Origin of the sequence: Corynebacterium sp. HMSC077G07 (assembly GCF_001809225.1) — a bacterium.
GTDB classification, from domain to species: domain Bacteria; phylum Actinomycetota; class Actinomycetes; order Mycobacteriales; family Mycobacteriaceae; genus Corynebacterium; species Corynebacterium jeikeium_D.
On the sequence record NZ_KV796533.1, the window covers coordinates 192,164 to 209,647 of the forward strand.

15 protein-coding genes are annotated in these 17,484 nt (G+C 58.5%); 13 read left to right on the forward strand and 2 right to left on the reverse strand.

Going from position 1 to position 17,484, the window contains the following annotated elements; translation table 11 throughout:
• Window positions 1-143: 143 nt before the first annotated feature.
• Complete coding sequence (locus tag HMPREF2562_RS05585) at window positions 144-626, reverse strand: metallopeptidase family protein (RefSeq protein ID WP_070549737.1); 483 nt, start codon at window positions 624-626, stop codon at window positions 144-146.
• Window positions 627-798: 172 nt separating this feature from the next.
• On the opposite strand from HMPREF2562_RS05585, the gene HMPREF2562_RS05590 reads away from it, so the two are divergent.
• The 4 genes from HMPREF2562_RS05590 to manA all read left to right on the forward strand — a co-directional run bounded on the left by HMPREF2562_RS05590 (window position 799) and on the right by manA (window position 5,046).
• Window positions 799-1,206 (forward strand): DUF3499 domain-containing protein, encoded by a 408-nt coding sequence (locus HMPREF2562_RS05590; RefSeq protein ID WP_005509890.1) that lies wholly within the window; start codon window positions 799-801, stop codon window positions 1,204-1,206.
• A gap of 116 nt (window positions 1,207-1,322) precedes the next feature.
• Window positions 1,323-2,702 carry a phosphomannomutase/phosphoglucomutase gene (locus HMPREF2562_RS05595; RefSeq protein WP_083295704.1) on the forward strand — a complete coding sequence of 460 codons (1,380 nt, stop codon included), beginning with the start codon at window positions 1,323-1,325 and terminating at the stop codon, window positions 2,700-2,702.
• 38 nt (window positions 2,703-2,740) lie between these two features.
• Window positions 2,741-3,757: a hypothetical protein gene (locus tag HMPREF2562_RS05600; protein WP_049172792.1), complete on the forward strand. Its 1,017-nt coding sequence runs from the start codon at window positions 2,741-2,743 to the stop codon at window positions 3,755-3,757.
• Window positions 3,758-3,843: 86 nt separating this feature from the next.
• On the forward strand, window positions 3,844-5,046 hold the full coding sequence (gene manA / locus HMPREF2562_RS05605; RefSeq protein ID WP_049172794.1) for a mannose-6-phosphate isomerase, class I: 1,203 nt from the start codon (window positions 3,844-3,846) through the stop codon (window positions 5,044-5,046).
• On the opposite strand, the gene HMPREF2562_RS05610 is transcribed toward manA, so the two are convergent.
• Entirely contained in the window at window positions 5,043-5,801 is a 759-nt protein-coding gene (locus tag HMPREF2562_RS05610) for a hypothetical protein (protein WP_069359452.1), read from the reverse strand. The two genes, manA and HMPREF2562_RS05610, sit on opposite strands and share 4 nt — an antisense overlap.
• A gap of 350 nt (window positions 5,802-6,151) precedes the next feature.
• Between HMPREF2562_RS05610 and HMPREF2562_RS05615 the strand changes: the two genes are divergently transcribed.
• The 9 genes from HMPREF2562_RS05615 to secA all read left to right on the forward strand — a co-directional run bounded on the left by HMPREF2562_RS05615 (window position 6,152) and on the right by secA (window position 17,482).
• Entirely contained in the window at window positions 6,152-6,526 is a 375-nt protein-coding gene (locus HMPREF2562_RS05615; protein ID WP_038627901.1) for a DUF4259 domain-containing protein, read from the forward strand.
• A 67-nt stretch (window positions 6,527-6,593) separates the two neighbouring features.
• Complete coding sequence (ahcY, locus tag HMPREF2562_RS05620; protein WP_069359453.1) at window positions 6,594-8,048, forward strand: adenosylhomocysteinase; 1,455 nt, start codon at window positions 6,594-6,596, stop codon at window positions 8,046-8,048.
• A gap of 45 nt (window positions 8,049-8,093) precedes the next feature.
• Entirely contained in the window at window positions 8,094-8,723 is a 630-nt protein-coding gene (locus tag HMPREF2562_RS05625; RefSeq protein ID WP_069359479.1) for a dTMP kinase, read from the forward strand.
• A gap of 54 nt (window positions 8,724-8,777) precedes the next feature.
• Window positions 8,778-9,452: an MtrAB system response regulator MtrA gene (gene mtrA, locus HMPREF2562_RS05630; protein WP_048731669.1), complete on the forward strand. Its 675-nt coding sequence runs from the start codon at window positions 8,778-8,780 to the stop codon at window positions 9,450-9,452.
• A 78-nt stretch (window positions 9,453-9,530) separates the two neighbouring features.
• On the forward strand, window positions 9,531-11,204 hold the full coding sequence (gene mtrB / locus HMPREF2562_RS05635) for an MtrAB system histidine kinase MtrB (RefSeq protein WP_070429795.1): 1,674 nt from the start codon (window positions 9,531-9,533) through the stop codon (window positions 11,202-11,204).
• The gene (locus HMPREF2562_RS05640; RefSeq protein ID WP_049193303.1) at window positions 11,205-13,046 is read left to right on the forward strand and encodes an LpqB family beta-propeller domain-containing protein; all 1,842 of its coding nucleotides are present in this window, start codon (window positions 11,205-11,207) and stop codon (window positions 13,044-13,046) included.
• Between the two features lie 493 nt (window positions 13,047-13,539).
• Window positions 13,540-13,797 (forward strand): hypothetical protein, encoded by a 258-nt coding sequence (locus HMPREF2562_RS10735; protein ID WP_141737802.1) that lies wholly within the window; start codon window positions 13,540-13,542, stop codon window positions 13,795-13,797.
• 161 nt (window positions 13,798-13,958) lie between these two features.
• The gene (gene hpf / locus HMPREF2562_RS05650; protein ID WP_016422210.1) at window positions 13,959-14,618 is read left to right on the forward strand and encodes a ribosome hibernation-promoting factor, HPF/YfiA family; all 660 of its coding nucleotides are present in this window, start codon (window positions 13,959-13,961) and stop codon (window positions 14,616-14,618) included.
• A 161-nt stretch (window positions 14,619-14,779) separates the two neighbouring features.
• A complete protein-coding gene (gene secA / locus HMPREF2562_RS05655) occupies window positions 14,780-17,482 on the forward strand; it encodes a preprotein translocase subunit SecA (protein ID WP_070545755.1) in 2,703 nt (900 codons plus the stop codon).
• The last annotated feature ends 2 nt before the right edge of the window (window positions 17,483-17,484 follow it).

Sequence of the window (17,484 nt, forward strand, 5' to 3'; positions counted from 1 at the left end):
TAAACTTGCACAGTTTCACATTTGCAGCCCGTATTCACGCGTGCAGCCGGTAATTTATGGGGCCTGACCAGTTACTATCTTGAGAATCACACACTGTTTGTCTATTAACCCGCTCTCTAGGGAGCTCCTTAGAAGAGAGCTTTCTACAGGAAGTTCTCGTCGAAACTAGGGTCCACCTCAACCGGATCAATGCCCAGATATACCGCCACGAGGCGGGTCAGTACATATTGCAGCATCTGGTCCAGTTCCACTCGACCCGACACACGGCGCTCAATGGGGCGGCGGAACACTACTACGCAGGGGCGGGTGGGGTTGCCTACGCGGTCAATGCCAGCGGGGATAAGCCGTCCCAGCGGTACAGGTCCGTCAGCGACAATCTCTTCCGGGAAATACATGTCCGGGCGCAACTGCATGCGAGGAATCGTGTCGATGGCGATGTCCAGGTGTGACAGTTGCCGGGACCAGCGCTGATCCAATGGGGCGTAGGCGTCAATAACCGCCTGGTCAAAAGCTTCTGAACGGCTCTTCCATCGGGGTACCTCCGGCGGCAACAGAGGTCCCCGAGGTCCGCGACCGCGTCGCAGTGAGCGTCGCAAAGAGCGCGGAGTATAAGCCGATGAATTCATATTTGTTGAGCTTAATCGGTCGGATCGTCAACGTGGGTGAGGCCAGCTTCCGGCCATGTCGCAGGTTTACTGGGTAAGGCTGGGGTGCCCCGGGGGAGCGTCGGAAAGCGAAAAACGCCCGAGTGGGAGAAAAACTATCGAAACTTAAAGTTAGGGTCTAGACTTTGATGCCGTGAGTGTTTTTAGACGTTGTTGCCGGCCCGGCTGTGGCAAACCTGCCGTAGCTACGTTGACGTATGCCTACGCGGAGTCGACGGCTGTGGTGGGGCCGCTCGCCGCCGCGTCCGAACCGCATAGCTGGGATCTCTGTGAGAAGCACGCGCGTTCTATCACCGCACCGCTGGGTTGGGAGCTCGTGCGTTACGACGTGCCGACGCCCGCCCAGGACGATGATGATTTGACCGCATTGGCGGAAGCCGTCCGTGAAGCTGGCCGCAACGCGACTGGCCTGGTGCTGCGGGATGAGGTCGACAACCGTCCTCAGACCTACAAGATTGATTCCAGCCGTCACCCGTCGACGCGGAAATCCGCGCGCGGTCACCTGCATGTAGTTCGCGATCCGGAGGATTCGGACGACTAACGGGTCGGGCGCCGTGCCCCAGCTCATGCCATCTTGCCGCGGCATTTCTTTGTGAGAGCCTCTCTGGGGCTAGTATCATTTTTCACAAAACTGATACTTACCCAGAGAGGTTTTTCGTGGGCACTTACAATCGTTCCGATTTGGATGCCGTCATCAAGGCCTATGACGTGCGCGGTGTTGTCGGTGAGGGCATCGACGCGGACCTCGTCGGAGCCATCGGCGCCGCCTTTGGGCACATCATGCGTTCAGAGGGCGCAACGCGTGTCGTAGTTGGCCACGATATGCGTGAGTCCTCGCCGGAGTTGGCGGCTAGTTTCGCCGATGGCGCGGCAGCGCAGGGGCTCAATGTCACCCTGCTCGGCCTGACCTCTACGGACGAGCTGTATTTCGCCTCCGGAGTAAGGGAATGCCCGGGCGCGATGTTCACTGCCAGCCACAACCCAGCTGAATACAACGGCATCAAGATGTGCCGTTCGCTGGCCCGCCCAATCGGGCAGGAGACAGGGCTTGCTCAGATTAAGGACCTGCTTGTCGACGGAATTCCGGAGTACACCGGCACTCCGGGCGAAATTGATCGTGAGGATGTTCTGCAGGATTACGCGGCGTTCCTCCATGGGCTGGTCGACATTCGCTCCGGCCGTCGCCTGAAGGTTGCAGTCGATGCCGGTAACGGTATGGGGGGACTGACAGTTCCGGCAGTGCTCGGAGAAGACATGGATGTTGCTGATCTCTACTTTGAGCTCGACGGCAACTTCCCGAATCACGAGGCCAATCCATTGGAGCCCGCCAACCTCGTTGACCTACAGAAGTTTACGGTGGAGCAGGGCGCAGACATCGGTATTGCCTTCGATGGCGACGCTGACCGCTGCTTCGTCGTCGACGAGAAGGGCAACCCGGTCAGCCCATCGGCCATCTGTGCGTTGGTGACCACCCGCTACCTGGAGCAGAACCCGGGTGCGGCTATCATCCATAACCTGATCACATCGCACGTCGTGCCGGAGATGATTGTGGAAAACGGCGGAACCCCGGTTCGTACCCGTGTTGGGCACTCCTTTATTAAGGCGCAAATGGCCGAGCACAGTGCTGTTTTTGGTGGCGAGCATTCAGCGCACTACTACTTCAAGGAATTCTTCAACGCAGACTCCGGCATGCTGGCTGCCATGCATGTCCTGGCCGCACTGGCCGAGCAGGATAAGCCGCTGAGTGAATTCATGGCCGAGTACAACCGCTACGAGGCCTCCGGTGAGATTAACTCCCGCCTGGGTAGTGCCGAGGAGCAGCAGGCCAAGCAGAAGGAAATCGAGGCCGCGTTTGCCGATCGCACGGAGTCCTCGGACTGGATGGATGGCCTGACCATTGAGCTGGCGGACTCCAAGGCGTGGTTCAACGTCCGGGCCTCCAATACGGAGCCGCTGCTGCGTCTGAACGTCGAGGCTCCGACGCGTGCTGAGGTCGATGCGCTTGTCGACGAAGTTCTCGGCATCATCCGCGGTTAATCAACCCCACGCGCCCGTTTTCAGGCATGCTTGGGAGTATGACCTCGTCATTCGACTCCTCCCATAACCCGCGCCAAGAGGCCCTGTTCTATCGTATGGCCACTGCCGGTGCAGGTCTCAGAGCTGCTGCTTCCGCGACTCGCGGGGGTGCGTTTGCTCAACTTTCACTGCCGCGCAGTGCGGTCATCCTCGTGGGAAATCGTCGGGCGCAGCTCGCTGCCGAATCCGTGCGCGCGCTTGCCGACGATATCCGCTGTCCGGTGGTAATTGCGCATCAGTTGCCCAGTTATGTCGGTGCCCTCGACTTGGTCATCGTCTGTGACGACAACCCCGGCAGCCCACTGGGGGCAGCTCTGGCTGAAGCTGATAGGCGAGGTGCTGCCACGGTCGTGGTGGATCCCGGTGAAGGGCCATTGCGTGCCGCCGGTAGCCCCGATACGGTTGTGGTTCCGCGCCCGGCGATGGCGGAGTCCGCGTCCTTTACCGCCTATGTCGGTGCCATCGCCAGCGCGCTCACCGAATGCGGTGCCACCACCCTGGCTCCGGCCGGGGTAGTGGAGGAAGTCGCTGATGCGGTGGACGCCGATATTGCCGCCTGTGCTCCGCAGCGAGATGAAACAGTTAACCCCGCGCGGCAGGTAGCGCAGTGGGTGGCAGGCCGCAGAATGCTTGCAGTGTCGACGACCTCGGCGCTGGCGCCGGTAGCGGAACTGGCATCGTTACAGATGCTTGAGGCAGGCGTGGTCTCGGCAGCGTCGTCGATAAGCGAATTGTCTCTTAGTGTGGGCGCGTTGCTCGCTGCAGAACCCCAGGAAAGCCGCGATATTTTCTATGACCCGTTTATTGATGGTGGGGATGAAGGGGCGACAGTGCTACCGTTGGGGGCGATTGTTTTAGCTGCGCCGAACAATGTGGGCCACTACCGGGACCACTACGGCGAGGTTGGATGGGCTCGTGTGGAGTGCCCTGCGCTCGATGCGGAGACTCATCATCCATTGGTTGAAGTATGTGTTGCTGCAGCCAGAGTTGGTGCGATTGCGGCGTTTTCTGCGTAATCGCCGGGTGTCACCGAAGGCTTTTGGGCCTTCGGTGAGATTGGCGTGCTCGCGCCAGAAGTGACTATTAGAGGAGTGATACGGGCATGGAGCTGTTGGACCCCGTGCTGCAGTCGTACCCCTGGGGGTCTCGTACACATTTGGCGAGAATCACCGGTGCGGACGCTCCCACATCGAAGCCCTGGGCGGAACTGTGGTTTGGTGCGCATGCACTGGCATCGGCCACGGTGGCCGGCACGCCGCTGGATGAGCTCATTGCGCAGGATCCGGCAGCTGCGCTCGGATATGCAATTGACACCGACAACGGCAGGCTGCCGTTCCTGTTGAAGCTGCTCGCAGCCGATGAGCCGTTATCGCTGCAGGCACACCCCACCTTGGCAGAAGCTCAGGAGGGATTTGCACGCGAAAATGCGGAGGGCATTCCGGCCACTGCACATTTCCGAAATTACCGGGACAACAACCACAAGCCGGAACTTATTGTCGCCCTGACTACCTTCGACGCGTTGGCCGGATTCCGCCCGGTGGAGCGCACGAAGGAGTTGCTCGCGACGCTGGCGGTACCGGAGCTCGACCATTACATGGGACTGCTCGATGCCGCCGATGACGAGAGTGCTCTGCGGGCATTGTTTACAACGTGGTTGACGTTGCCCCAGGATGTCCTCGATGAGCTGGTCGAGGCCGTGGCTGCCAAGTGCGCGGATTACAGTGGCGATGACGAGGAGTTCTCGCGAGTAGCCGAGACCACTTGCGAATTGGCTCGAAAGTATCCGGGGGACCCGGGAGTCCTGGGGTCGATGCTGCTTAATCGCCTTCGCTTACAGCCGGGCGAAGCCATCTACCTTGGTGCTGGACAGCTGCATGCTTACCTCAATGGCATGGGCGTGGAAATCATGGCCAACTCCGACAACGTGCTGCGCGGAGGGCTGACCTCTAAGCACGTCGATGTCGTGGAGCTACTGCGCGTGCTCTCTTTCCGACCGCTGCCAGATCCGGTGCTGCAGTCGCGGCTGACCGATGATGGCTGGAATGACTATGACGCGCCGGTGCGCGAGTTTCGCCTTCGTTCGCGGGATCTGGAGCCGGGCGAACATGTTCTGCTCGACGAAGAATCCGCCACGGTTGTGTTGTCTACAGCGGGCACGGTGGCGTTGCGTCACGACGACTCCGTGGTTGAGGTTCCCAGCGGCCATGCGGCCTGGGTTCCGGCTGTCGACGCAGTCGATATTGAGCTGACTGCGCGCCAAGACGGGGCAACCGTCTTTGTCGCGACCGTCCCGCGGGTGGGTTAGTCCTCGTCGTTATCGAAGAGATTTCCCAGGAATCCGGAGTCCTTCGGCTTTTCCGGGATTGGGGAAATCTTGCTATTGCTAGCCCCATTGCCGCCAGTGGTGTCCTTCTCCGTCGAAGGGGTCTGGTCCTTCGGAGGTGTCGGCTCCTTCGGGGATGTCGGCTCCTTCGAAGGAGTCTTCTGAGGAGTCTCGGACGGAGTTGTGGTTTGCGTACCCGACTGGGACTGCGCCTGCGATGAAGGCGGCTTCGGCTCAGCTGCTGCACCACCATCGCCTTCCGGAAGACTGTCGTTCGGCTTTTCCGAGTTATCTTCCGGTAGCAGTGGCACCGGCTTGCTGGGCGTCGGCGAAGAAACGTCGTCAGAGGTGGGCTCTGTGGTCTCCGTGGTCGTCGGAGGTGTCGATGTCGTCGACGTCGGAGTTGTCGCACTTGAGCTTGTGGAAGTCGGGGGGATGTACGCCTGCGGTGGCAGGTACGGATCCTCAACGATCTCGGTGCTCGATGACGTGGTCGGACGAGATACTAGACTGTCGTTCGTCTCAGTCAGCGAGGAATCTGAATTCGGTTCAGTGGTCTGCTGCAGCTCGGCATCACTAGGAACTGGAGGCAGTGGAGCAGAGGTCTCCATTTCCGACTGAGAGCCGGCGTTTTCCGGATTTGCACCCTTGGCGGCATTGCTATCGGAGCAGCCTACGAGCGAAGCGCTCAGGGGAAGGGCTGCAAGCAGAAGAGCTCCAAAAGCCTTCTTCACCATGGTAGGTACTCCTTTCGTGTCATGCGTGAGGTCGCCCTGTAACGAAAAAGATAACAGTTGCATTACGAGGTCTGGGAACTAACTTAACATGCCCGTTATCTTCTCTCTAGGGTGAAAATTGTGTTGAAGGGATTAAATATGTCTCTCGAACTGTAAAAGTGACGAAAAGTCGGGTAGAACTTCGGTAAGGCCACATGCGGTTTTCCGGCTAGCGGTACGTGCAGGCGACAGCTTTTAGGTCGGCGGCCAGATTACCGTGGGCTCGTCGAAAAGCGCTCTTTGGAAAGCGCTCGTCGATAGGCGAAAACTGGCTATTGGTTCGAAGCGCGAAAGGAGCGTGGCCACCTATCATGTCCATCTGGGATACTGAGATTTTTGGTAGCGATTCGGTCATTGAACTCTTCGATGAGGTTCAGGATCTCGACTCACAGGATCGTGTTGGTGCATTGATTGATGCTGGCCGCATTGGGGTGGATTCCGAAAATAGCGATGAGAAAGCATGCGCACTCGCGGCGGCTGTGATCATTGCAATTTGGAATGGTGCGCCATTTAGCGGCGGTGACATTGTGGAGGACTACAGCTTCATCCGGGAGGGAATCTCCGAGGCGCACGGCAGCGAGGAAGATGCGTTGGCTATCGCATCCGAGGTCTTCGATAGTCTTCTGGGGGAACTCAGTGAGTCTGACCAGGCGGCGCTGGAAAACTGCGTCGAAGCGGTAGAGTAACTCTCGCGTCCCCAGTAGTAATTCTTTAAGAAGAATCTCACGTCAAAGAATCTAGAGAAAGCGTTACATGTCCTCGAAGAACATTGATTTCAAGGTTGCAGACCTCTCCCTGGCTGAGGCCGGTCGTCACCAGATTCGTCTGGCTGAGCACGAGATGCCAGGTCTAATGGCGCTGCGCGAAGAGTACGCGGAGCAGCAGCCACTGGCCGGTGCCCGTATTTCCGGCTCCATTCACATGACGGTTCAAACCGCAGTGCTCATCGAGACGTTGACGGCGCTGGGCGCACAGGTCCGCTGGGCCTCGTGCAACATCTTCTCCACTCAGGATGAGGCCGCTGCGGCAGTCGTCGTTGGGCGAAACGGCACTCCGGAGGACCCGCAGGGTGTTCCGGTTTTCGCTTGGAAGGGCGAGACACTGGAAGAGTACTGGTGGTGCCTCGACCGCATCTTCGACTGGGGCGATGAAGATGCCAACATGATTCTGGACGACGGCGGCGACGCCACCATGGCTGTCATTAAGGGCATGGAATTCGAGGATGCTGGCCTGGTGCCGCCTGCAGAAGAGTCGGATTCGGATGAGTTTATTGCCTTCAAGGACATGCTTCGCGCCAGCCTGGAGAAGGATGCCGGCCGTTGGCACCGAATTGCAGAGTCGGTCAAGGGTGTCACAGAGGAGACCACCACTGGTGTCCACCGCCTCTACCACTTCGCAGAGCAGGGAGTGCTGCCATTCCCGGCCATGAACGTCAACGATGCGGTCACCAAGTCCAAGTTCGATAACAAGTACGGCACCCGTCACAGCCTTCTGGACGGCATCAACCGCGGTACCGACATGCTGGTTGGCGGCAAGAACGTACTGGTCTGTGGCTACGGTGACGTGGGTAAGGGATGCGCAGAGGCACTGGCTGGCCAGGGCGCTCGCGTTCAGGTCACCGAGGCCGACCCGATTAACGCATTGCAGGCATTGATGGACGGTTTCGACGTTGTCGCTACTGAGAGCGTCATCGCAGATGTCGACATTGTCATCACCGCCACAGGCAACAAGGACGTCATTACTTTCGAGCACATGCAGCAGATGAAGAACCACGCGCTGCTGGGCAACATCGGGCACTTCGACAACGAGATTGACATGCATAGCCTGCACCATCGCGATGATGTCCGTCGTGTGGAGATCAAGCCGCAGGTCACCGAGTACATCTTTCCGCATGCAGACGGCGAAGAGCGCTCTCTGATCGTGCTTTCCGAGGGGCGTTTGCTCAACCTGGGCAATGCCACCGGACATCCGTCCTTCGTAATGTCGAACTCCTTCGCCGACCAGACGATCGCGCAGATTGAGCTCTACTGCAACGGTGATAAGTACGACAACTCTGTCCATCGTCTGCCGAAGATTCTGGATGAGAAGGTCGCTCGCATTCACGTCGAGGCACTTGGCGGCGAGCTCACCCGGCTGTCCAAGGAACAGGCCGAATACATCGGCGTTGATGTCGAGGGCCCGTATAAGCCAGAGCACTACCGCTACTAGTTCTAAGCAAGGCTAGGCCGTAGCCATGTGTGCGAGGAGAAAAATTTGATTATCGCAGTCGAAGGAATCGACGGTGCTGGCAAGAACACGCTTGTCACAGCTGTTACCAATCAACTCCGAAGTCAAGGGCACTCCGTTTCATCGATGACCTTTCCGGCGTACCGGCAGACAATCTTCGCTGATTTCGCCGATCAAGCCTTGCACGGTCAGCTCGGCGACACTGCGGACTCCGCCTGGGCAATGGCACTCCTGTTCGCTCTGGACCGCAAAGAACGTCGTCAAGCGATTGTTGATGCAGCGCGCGAGAACGATGTTCTGATTATCGATCGCTACGTCGCGTCCAACGCGGCCTACTCCCTGGCTCGCACACAGGATTCGGCGATCGTTGAGTGGATTGAGAAGACCGAATTCGGAGATTTCCAGCTTCCGCTTCCCGACGTTCAGGTCTGTCTGGCCACGTCGGTGGGAGTGGCAGCCGACCGCGCACGCAATCGGGAAGCCGCTGATGTGCAGCGAACTAGGGATACCTACGAAAAGGACTCGGGTTTGCAGGAGCGCACGCTGGCGGCGTACCAGAAGTTCGCGGGGGGCTCGTGGCAGTCACCATGGTTGATGCTTACGGGGGATGATGGGGCGGACCGTCTTGTGGAATGGATCAGTGCACGCCTGCGCTAGCCACCTCAACCGGAAACTACAGAACTAGATAGCTTTACGTTTAGAATATGACGCATGAGCTCAAAAATCCTGGTTGTTGATGATGATCCGGCCATCGCCGAAATGCTCACGATGGTGATGGAGCGCGAGGGCTTCGACACAGTAGTAGTCGACGATGGCCTCGAAGCTGTCAAGGCAGCAGAGCGGGAGAATCCAGATTTGATTCTGCTGGATCTCATGTTGCCGGGCATGGGTGGTGTCGATGTCTGTCGCACTGTGCGAGAGACATCGGCGGTGCCGATCATCATGTTGACTGCGAAGACCGACACGGTCGATGTGGTCCTCGGCCTGGAATCCGGTGCGGATGACTATGTCACGAAGCCCTTTAAGCCGAAGGAGCTCGTGGCGCGTGTGCGCGCTCGGCTGCGTCGTCAAGAGGACAGCCCGAGTGAGACCCTCGAGGTCGGCGACCTGACTATCGACGTGCCCGGTCACGCCGTGTTCCGCGATGGCAAGGAGATTTCTCTGACCCCGTTGGAGTTTGACCTATTGCACACTCTTGCTTCCCGTCCGAAGCAGGTCTTTTCCCGTGATGAGTTGTTGGAAAAGGTCTGGGGATATCAGCACACCTCGGATACCCGACTCGTCAACGTTCACGTTCAGCGTCTGCGCTCGAAGATTGAATTGGATCCGGAAAACCCCCAGATTGTGCTGACCGTCCGCGGTGTCGGGTACAAGACGGGTGACTAATCAAGGTCAGTCAGCTTTAGTGGGAGCCGATTCTTGCGTCGATTAATAACGAAGCTTCGAGACTTCACCAACAGGGGAGTGACCTGGGCGGTTACGCTCTGGCGCACGTCTATCCAAGCGCGCATTCTGACCTCTGTGGTGGTACTGAGCGCGATGGTGATTGCGGTACTCGGTTTCGCGCTGGCGACTATTGTTACCCAGCGGCTTATCGACGCAAAGGTTACCGCTGCCGACGAGGAAATTGACCGTGCTCGCGCGGTGGTGGAGCAGGCGATTGAGAACTCTTCGTCCAACGAGCTGCAAGCTCTTCTCAACGTGGGGCGCGATGCCCTTGTGAACCGTGCAGCCGGTTCCGGTGCTGCGCCACTGACAAGTTATGAACCGCTGCTCGTGGCGCCGGTGCCACGAGGCACGGTGTTGGCTTCATCGCCGATTAAGGCCGATGTTCCAGAACGATTGCATGAAGTAGTCCGACAAGGGCAAATTGCGTATCAGGTACGCCAAGTCACTGATAACCGCGGCGATACGTACTCGGCGTTAATTATCGGTAGCCCTACTTCTACCTCGGTTGATGGGCTCGAGCTCTATCTGGTCACCTCTATGGCTGCAGAGGAATCGACTATTAAGTTGGTTCGTGGTCTCCTCGCCGGTGCGACAGTAGTCATCATGGCGCTTCTCGGCGGTATTACTTGGTTCTTCTCCAATCAGGTGACGACACCAGTGCGTTCCGCCGCCCAGATTGCCCAGCGCTTTGCCGACGGCCACTTGCGCGAACGCATGGTCGTGCAGGGTGAAGATGACATGGCGCGACTGGCCATGAGCTTTAACAAGATGGCCGAATCGCTGTCGACGCAGATTAGACAGCTGGAGGAATACGGCAGTCTGCAGCGACAGTTCACCTCCGATGTCTCGCATGAGTTGAGGACGCCTCTGACCACGGTGCGTATGGCCGCCGACCTTATTGCTGACGGCGCTGAGGACCTCGATCCGGCGACTCGCCGCGCAGCTGAGCTGATGAATGAGGAGCTTGAGCGTTTTGAGATGCTTCTCAATGACCTGCTTGAGATCTCACGCCACGATGCCGGCGTTGCTGATCTGTCCGCAGAAAAGGTCGATGTCCGTCGCTGCGTGGATGCTGCCTATCAGCAGGTAACGGTCGTGGCTAAGGAGACCGGTACACCCATCCGCTTCCACCTGCCCGATGAACCGGTAATGGCAACAGTCGACTCGCGTCGTATCGAGCGCGTGCTACGCAACCTTATGGCCAACGCTGTTGACCACAGTGAGGGCAATCCGGTGGATGTCACAGTGCGGGCGAGCAATTCCGCGGTCTCGTTTACGGTCGTTGACCACGGTGTGGGGCTAAAGCCGGAACAGCAAGAGCTGGTGTTTAACCGGTTCTGGCGCGCTGACCCCTCGCGTGTCCGACGCACCGGCGGGACCGGACTTGGCTTGGCGATCGCGCGTGAGGACGCACAATTGCATGGTGGGGAACTGGAGGCATTTGGCGTGCCGACGGTCGGTAGCTGTTTCCGCCTGACTGTGCCACTGGAGCCTGATGCGAGCTTCGGTGAGCATCCGCTCGGCCTGGAAGTTCCGCCGCTGCCCGATCAGATTCCGCATCAGCAGGAAATTGGTGCACGGGAGTTGGAATCGGATTCGATTGCACCGCAAGTCAAGAGCCAGGATCAGGGTAAGGGGCAGCCGACTAGCGATAGCGAATCCCGACAGGCACGAGAGGAGGATATTTAAATGACGGCGCAGCAACAGTCAAAGGCTCGTCGCGTCCTGCGTAAGACAGTGGCGCTTAGCTCAGTGATCATTTTGGGCACGGCCGCAGGATGTACCACCATTCCGAGAAACACCAGCCCCCAGGTGCTGCGTCCGTTTGAGCCGCCCCAAGTTCGTATTGAAGTTCCTCAGCCACGACCGAATGTCAATGCAGACATTGTCCTGCGCGACTTTTTCGCCGCGGCCGCGCATCCGGTTGATGATTTTCAAGCTATGCGTGCCTTCATGACCCCGGAACTTGCGGCCAGTTGGAAACCGCAGGATAGTGCCCGCATTCTCGACGGTGTCAACCTCATCGCCCAGAGGGATGAAGGAGGATCGCGACAGTCCTTCGTTGCCCGAGGTCGCAGCGTTGGTCAATTCGGTACTGATGGTGCGTATGAGCCCCAGTCCGGTGACTATGAGGAAACCGTGGAGATGAAGCTTGGTTCGGATGGGCAGTGGCGCATTTCCTCGCTGCCCGACGGTGTTGTCATGGAGCGTCAGGCATTCCTGGAAAACAATGTGCCTCGCAATATCTATTTCCTCGATCCGGCGGGTAATCATTTGGTCACAGATCGTCGTTGGCTCTATCGTGGCGTCACCGATGGCGCGACCAATCTGTTGACGAAGCTGAAGAACGGCCCATCAGCACCACTGCGGCCGGGCGTCACCACCGTGCTCAAGCCCAATGCCTCAATTGCGGTGGAAGCAGGACCTGTGTCCAACGCGGACGGTCGCAGGGTCGAAATCACCGGATTGGGTGATGTTTCCGAGGAACTGCGTGTCATGCTCGCGGCGCAGATTATCTGGACTCTCGACTCGGCAGATTTCCGTGGTCCGTGGATCCTCATGGCCGACGGCGAACCACTAGTTGCCAGCCACGACGAGCCGTGGACGAAGGACACCGACACAATCCAGCTCTACGACCCGAATCATCTACCGGCTGATAACGCACCGTTGCGGACGGTCGACCGCAGCGGTATCTACGAGATTGCTGACGGCCACGCCACACCTGTGGGACGCGGCTGGACCGCCAGCGGCAGCACCGCGGTGTTCTCCGCGGCAGTGGGCACCAACCCCAATGGCAGCGAGCTCATTGCCGCCGTGTTCCGCTCGGCCGTGGATGGTCGTGCTGGGTCGTATGACCTCGGGGAGTCCACATTGATGCTCGGCGGAATACAAGATCAGCCGGTTCCTGTGCTGACTGGCGAGAGTCTCACCCGTCCGACATGGTCTCCAGACGCCGAGGCGGTCTGGACAGTGAAGGACGGTACAACCGTCGTACGCCTGGTTCGGCAGTCGACGTCATCTCGGATTCAGCAGGAGGAGGTTGATACCTCTGAGCTCAATCACCTTCTTGACGGCGGCGCAGGCACGGGGCGCCCGAGCGCCGGTATTTCTGAATTCCGCGTCGATTCTTCAGGCACGCAGGTAGCGATGATTATCGCTGGTGAAGTCTATATCGCCACCATCGAAAGGCATGACGATAAACCGTGGAAGTTGACGCACCCGCGTGCTCTGCCGCTCCCTGAAAACGTTTCCCCGGTGTCGCTGACGTGGTCGCCGAATCAAACGGTCACGGTGGGCGGTTACAGCGGGGACACCCCGATGTGGAGCGCCTTCCCGGACGGTGCGACCAGCTCTGTTCTGCCGAAGCTCAACCTGACACCGCCAATTCCTGTGGTTACCGCGACCTCGTCGAAGCGTTACGCATTAGATGCCACCGGTGTTATGGAGCTGATCTCCAGCGAGGGGCAGCAGCAGTTCTGGCGCCAGGTTCCGGGTGCGCGTGGTCGAATGGCTCCGGTGTCTGTGGAATAAGCGCAAATCGGGGAGGGGATTAATGGCGCAGGGGAGGTCATCGCAGGAATTTCTGCGCGTGCTTTACGACGTTACCCGCGATGCAATCGGCCTCGTGATACCGGAAACCTGTCCGGTGTGCGGCTGCTCCGGGACGCTGTGTCGCGATTGCAAGGACGATCTTCAGCAACCTCCAGTGCGGTTTTCACCGCGGGCTGCGTTACGCGCAGCAGCGTGGACCTGCGGTCCGTACTCGGGTGCGAGGAGACATCTCATTTTGTCGGCCAAAGAACGGGGCAGTGGTGAAGCCAGACGAATCATGGGGGCCGTGTTCGCCGCTGCGGTACGAAGGCTAGCCTCTGATGGCCATATAATGCCCCCGGAAATTACCCCCGTCATTTTGATTCCCGCGCCGACAAGATCGTCATCCCGTCGACAACGGGGTGGGGACCCGGTAACAATTGCCTGCGACTTTGCTTGCAGTCAGCTCCCCTCCAGTTCGGTATTGCCCCTGGTGCGCATTGGCGGGCGCACGCGGGATTCCGCGGAGCTGGGGGCTTCTCAACGCAGACGAAATCTTTCTGGCCACATTGTGCCGCTGACGCAATTCAAGCGCGGAATTAGCGACAAGCTGCGACAACGCTGTGCGCAGGCGACAGTAATTCTGGTTGATGATGTGGCCACTACTGGTGCCACTGCAGCGGAAACCGAGTTGGTGGCAGCGTCATTGGGGATTCGCATCGACATGGTGTTGGTGCTCGCCCGGGCGTAGACGCAGGGGTGTCGTCGGCAAGCGAAAAATAAACGAGGGGAACGTGGCATTGGTTACCCCCGGAACTGTATCCTGGGGGTGCAGAAAGACTCGTCACCGTAGACGCCGTGAGTAATCCCGCTCACGGAAGGGCGGTGGCCATACCGGGAGGTAGGTAGCAAGTGTCCACACCTGCTGACAACAACGAGGTACTCAGCCCGAACGCTCAGGTGACCATCACCGGGCGCAATGTTGAGGTTCCAGAGCACTTCGCAGATCGTGTTAAGGCGAAGCTGGCGAAGATTGAGCGCCTCGACCCGACTTTGACCTTCTTCCACGTGGAGCTCCAGCACGAGCCGAATCCGCGCCGTGCAGACCGCTCTGACCGTATTCAGATCACCGCTACTGGCAAGGGTCACCTGGCTCGTGCGGAAGCCAAGGAAGATAGCTTCTACGCTGCACTGGAGTCTGCTCTGGGCAAGATGGAGCGCTCCCTGCGTAAGGTGAAGGCTCGCCGCAAGATTAGCCGTTCTGGCCACCGTGCACCGATGTCCGTCGGCGAGGCAACTGCTTCGCTGGTTGCAGAGGCTGAGGCAGCGGCTCCGGAAAAGGCTGATCCGTACGAGGATCTGGTTGAGGACGTGACCCCGGGTCAGGTTGTGCGTACCAAGCAGCACTCCGCAACTCCGATGACGGTGGAAGATGCTTTGTCTGAGATGGAGCTCGTCGGTCACGACTTCTACCTCTTCGTTAACGAGGCAACCTCTCGTCCGTCCGTGGTCTACCGTCGTCACGCATACGACTACGGTCTGATTGAGCTGGCAGACGAAGACGAGAAGTAAGTCTTCACCAAAAAGAGCACGCAATACCGCGCAGAGCTGTGTATTGGTAAGTAATTGCTCACATGAGCCCGTCTTCTCTTAGAAGGGAAGGCGGGTTCGTCGTATAATCAACCGTTGCACATTAAAGTTCGACGTGAATCGGCCGGAAAGGTCCCAATTTAGTGTTTTCGCTCAGCAAGTTGCTCCGCATTGGTGAAGGCCGCGCTGTCAAGAGGCTTGGCAATATTGCAGATCAGGTCATCGCCAAGGAAGACGAGTACGCAGCTCTTTCAGACGATGAACTCCGTGCCAAGACCGAGGAGTTTAAGAAGCAGCTGGCTGACGGTGCCGATGTAGACGATTTGCTTCTGGATGCTTTCGCCACGGCGCGCGAGGCATCCTGGCGCGTGCTGGGGCAGAAGCACTACCGCGTCCAGGTTATGGGCGGTGCGGCACTGCACTTCGGCAACGTTGCCGAGATGGGTACTGGTGAAGGTAAGACCCTGACCTGTGTGCTGCCCGCATACCTCAATGCGTTGGCAGGCAAGGGTGTTCATGTCGTTACGGTTAATGACTACCTGGCTAAGCGTGACGCGGAGTGGATGGGTCGAGTCCACCGCTTCCTGGGGCTTGAGACTTCCGTGATTCTCTCTGAGCTCAGTCCGGACCAGCGCCGCAAGGCCTATGCTGCCGACATCACCTACGGCACGAACAACGAGTTCGGCTTTGACTACCTGCGCGATAACATGGCGCATTCGCTCGACGATTTGGTGCAGCGTGGGCACCACTTTGCCATCGTCGATGAGGTTGACTCGATTCTGATTGACGAGGCCCGTACCCCGTTAATCATTTCCGGTCCGGCAGATGGCGATCCGCACTGGTACCTGGCGTTCTCCAAGATTGTGCCGCGTATGAAGCGCGACATTCACTACGAAGTCGATGAGCGTAAGCGCACCATCGGTATTCGTGAAGAGGGCGTTGAATTCGTTGAGGATCAGCTGGGTATTGCCAACCTGTATGCTCCGGAAAACTCCTCGCTGGTCAGCTACCTGAACAATGCCCTGAAGGCCAAGGAGCTGTTCACCCGCGACAAGGATTACATTATCCGCAATGGTGAGATCCTCATTGTCGATGAGTTCACCGGTCGCGTGCTGGCAGGCCGTCGCTATAACGAGGGCATGCACCAGGCAATTGAGGCCAAGGAAGGGGTGGAGATTAAAAACGAGAACCAGACGCTGGCAACCGTTACGCTCCAGAACTACTTCCGCCTCTACGACAAGCTGTCCGGTATGACCGGTACGGCTGAGACCGAAGCGGCTGAGCTGCACCAGATTTACAAGCTGAATGTCATGTCGATTCCGCCGAATCGCCCGAAGCAGCGTGAGGATCTGCCCGACCTGATTTACAAAACGCAGGAGGCAAAGTTTGCCGCTGTTGTCGAGGACATCCGCGAATGCCACGAAAAGGGCCAGCCAGTTCTCGTTGGTACGACGTCAGTTGAGAAATCCGAGTACCTTTCCAAGCTCCTGCAGCGCGAAGGTATTCCTCACTCTGTGCTGAACGCTAAGCACCACGAGAAGGAAGCTGAGATTGTCGCAGTGGCGGGTCGTCTCGGAGGCGTTACCGTGGCAACTAACATGGCCGGTCGTGGTACTGACATTGTGCTGGGCGGTAACCCGGACATCATCGCTGACCTGAATCTGCGCTCTCGTGGTCTGGACCCGGTGGAAACTCCGGAAGAGTACGAAGAGGCGTGGGACGCTGAGATTGAGCGTGTTCGTCAGCAGTCGAAGGAAGAAGCTGACAAGGTACGTGAGGCCGGTGGCCTCTACGTCCTGGGTACTGAGCGTCATGAGTCACGCCGCATTGACAACCAGTTGCGTGGTCGTACCGGTCGTCAGGGTGACCCGGGTGTTACCCGCTTCTACCTGTCCATGCGCGATGATCTCATGGTTCGCTTCAACGGTCAGCGCATGGAAGCGCTGATGAACACTCTGAATGTCCCGGATGACGTTCCTATCGACTCCAAGGTTGTCTCCAACTCCATTAAGAGCGTCCAGGCTCAGGTGGAAAGCCAGAACTTCGAAATCCGTAAGAATGTTCTGAAGTATGACGAGGTTATGAACCAGCAGCGTAAGGTCATCTACGCTGAGCGCCGTCGCATCCTCGAAGGTGAGGATTTGAAGACTCAGGTCCGTGACATGCAGGACGACGTAGTCGATGCGTATGTCAACGGTGCCACCGCTGACGGTTACGTGGAGGATTGGGACCTGGACGAGCTGTGGAATGCCCTTGAGCAGCTCTATAGCCCGACGTTTACCGCGCAAGAGCTCATTGATGGCTCTGACTTCGGTACCCCGGGTGACCTCTCGGCCGATGAGCTGTCCAAGGCTCTGCACGCGGACATCTCGGCCAGCTACGACCAGCTTGAGGATGCGGTCTCCGCAATTGGCGGCGACGACCAGATGCGCAACATCGAGCGCTTCACCATCCTGAACGTCATGGACCAGAAGTGGCGCGAGCACCTCTACGAGATGGACTACCTCAAGGAGGGCATTGGCTTGCGCGCCATGGCCCAGGCTGACCCGCTGGTGGAGTACCAGCGTGAGGGCTACGACATGTTCACCGCGATGATGGACGGCATCAAGGAAGAATCGGTTCGTCAGCTGTTCCTAATCCGTAAGCAGGTTATGCCCGCAGTGGAAAACACTGAGGGACAGGAGAATCAGGCTCCAGCTCTGCCGACGGAAGCTGCTGAGCAAAATCAGCAGATGACCTACTCCGGTCCCAGCGAGGACGGCAGTGCAGAGCAGCAGCGCGTGGATCAAGAGTCTGAGGGCAACCGAGCGCAGCGTCGGAAGGCGGCTCGCAAGCGCCGTCGCTAAGC

Coding starts and splice junctions, on each gene's coding strand:
- manA (WP_049172794.1), top strand. CDS start 3,844: ATGGAGCTGTTGGACCCCGTGCTGCAGTCGTACCCCTGGGGGTCTCGT.
- mtrA (WP_048731669.1), top strand. CDS start 8,778: ATGAGCTCAAAAATCCTGGTTGTTGATGATGATCCGGCCATCGCCGAA.
- ahcY (WP_069359453.1), top strand. CDS start 6,594: ATGTCCTCGAAGAACATTGATTTCAAGGTTGCAGACCTCTCCCTGGCT.
- HMPREF2562_RS05615 (WP_038627901.1), top strand. CDS start 6,152: ATGTCCATCTGGGATACTGAGATTTTTGGTAGCGATTCGGTCATTGAA.
- HMPREF2562_RS05585 (WP_070549737.1), bottom strand. CDS start 626: ATGAATTCATCGGCTTATACTCCGCGCTCTTTGCGACGCTCACTGCGA.
- HMPREF2562_RS05610 (WP_069359452.1), bottom strand. CDS start 5,801: ATGGTGAAGAAGGCTTTTGGAGCTCTTCTGCTTGCAGCCCTTCCCCTG.
- HMPREF2562_RS05640 (WP_049193303.1), top strand. CDS start 11,205: ATGACGGCGCAGCAACAGTCAAAGGCTCGTCGCGTCCTGCGTAAGACA.
- HMPREF2562_RS05600 (WP_049172792.1), top strand. CDS start 2,741: ATGACCTCGTCATTCGACTCCTCCCATAACCCGCGCCAAGAGGCCCTG.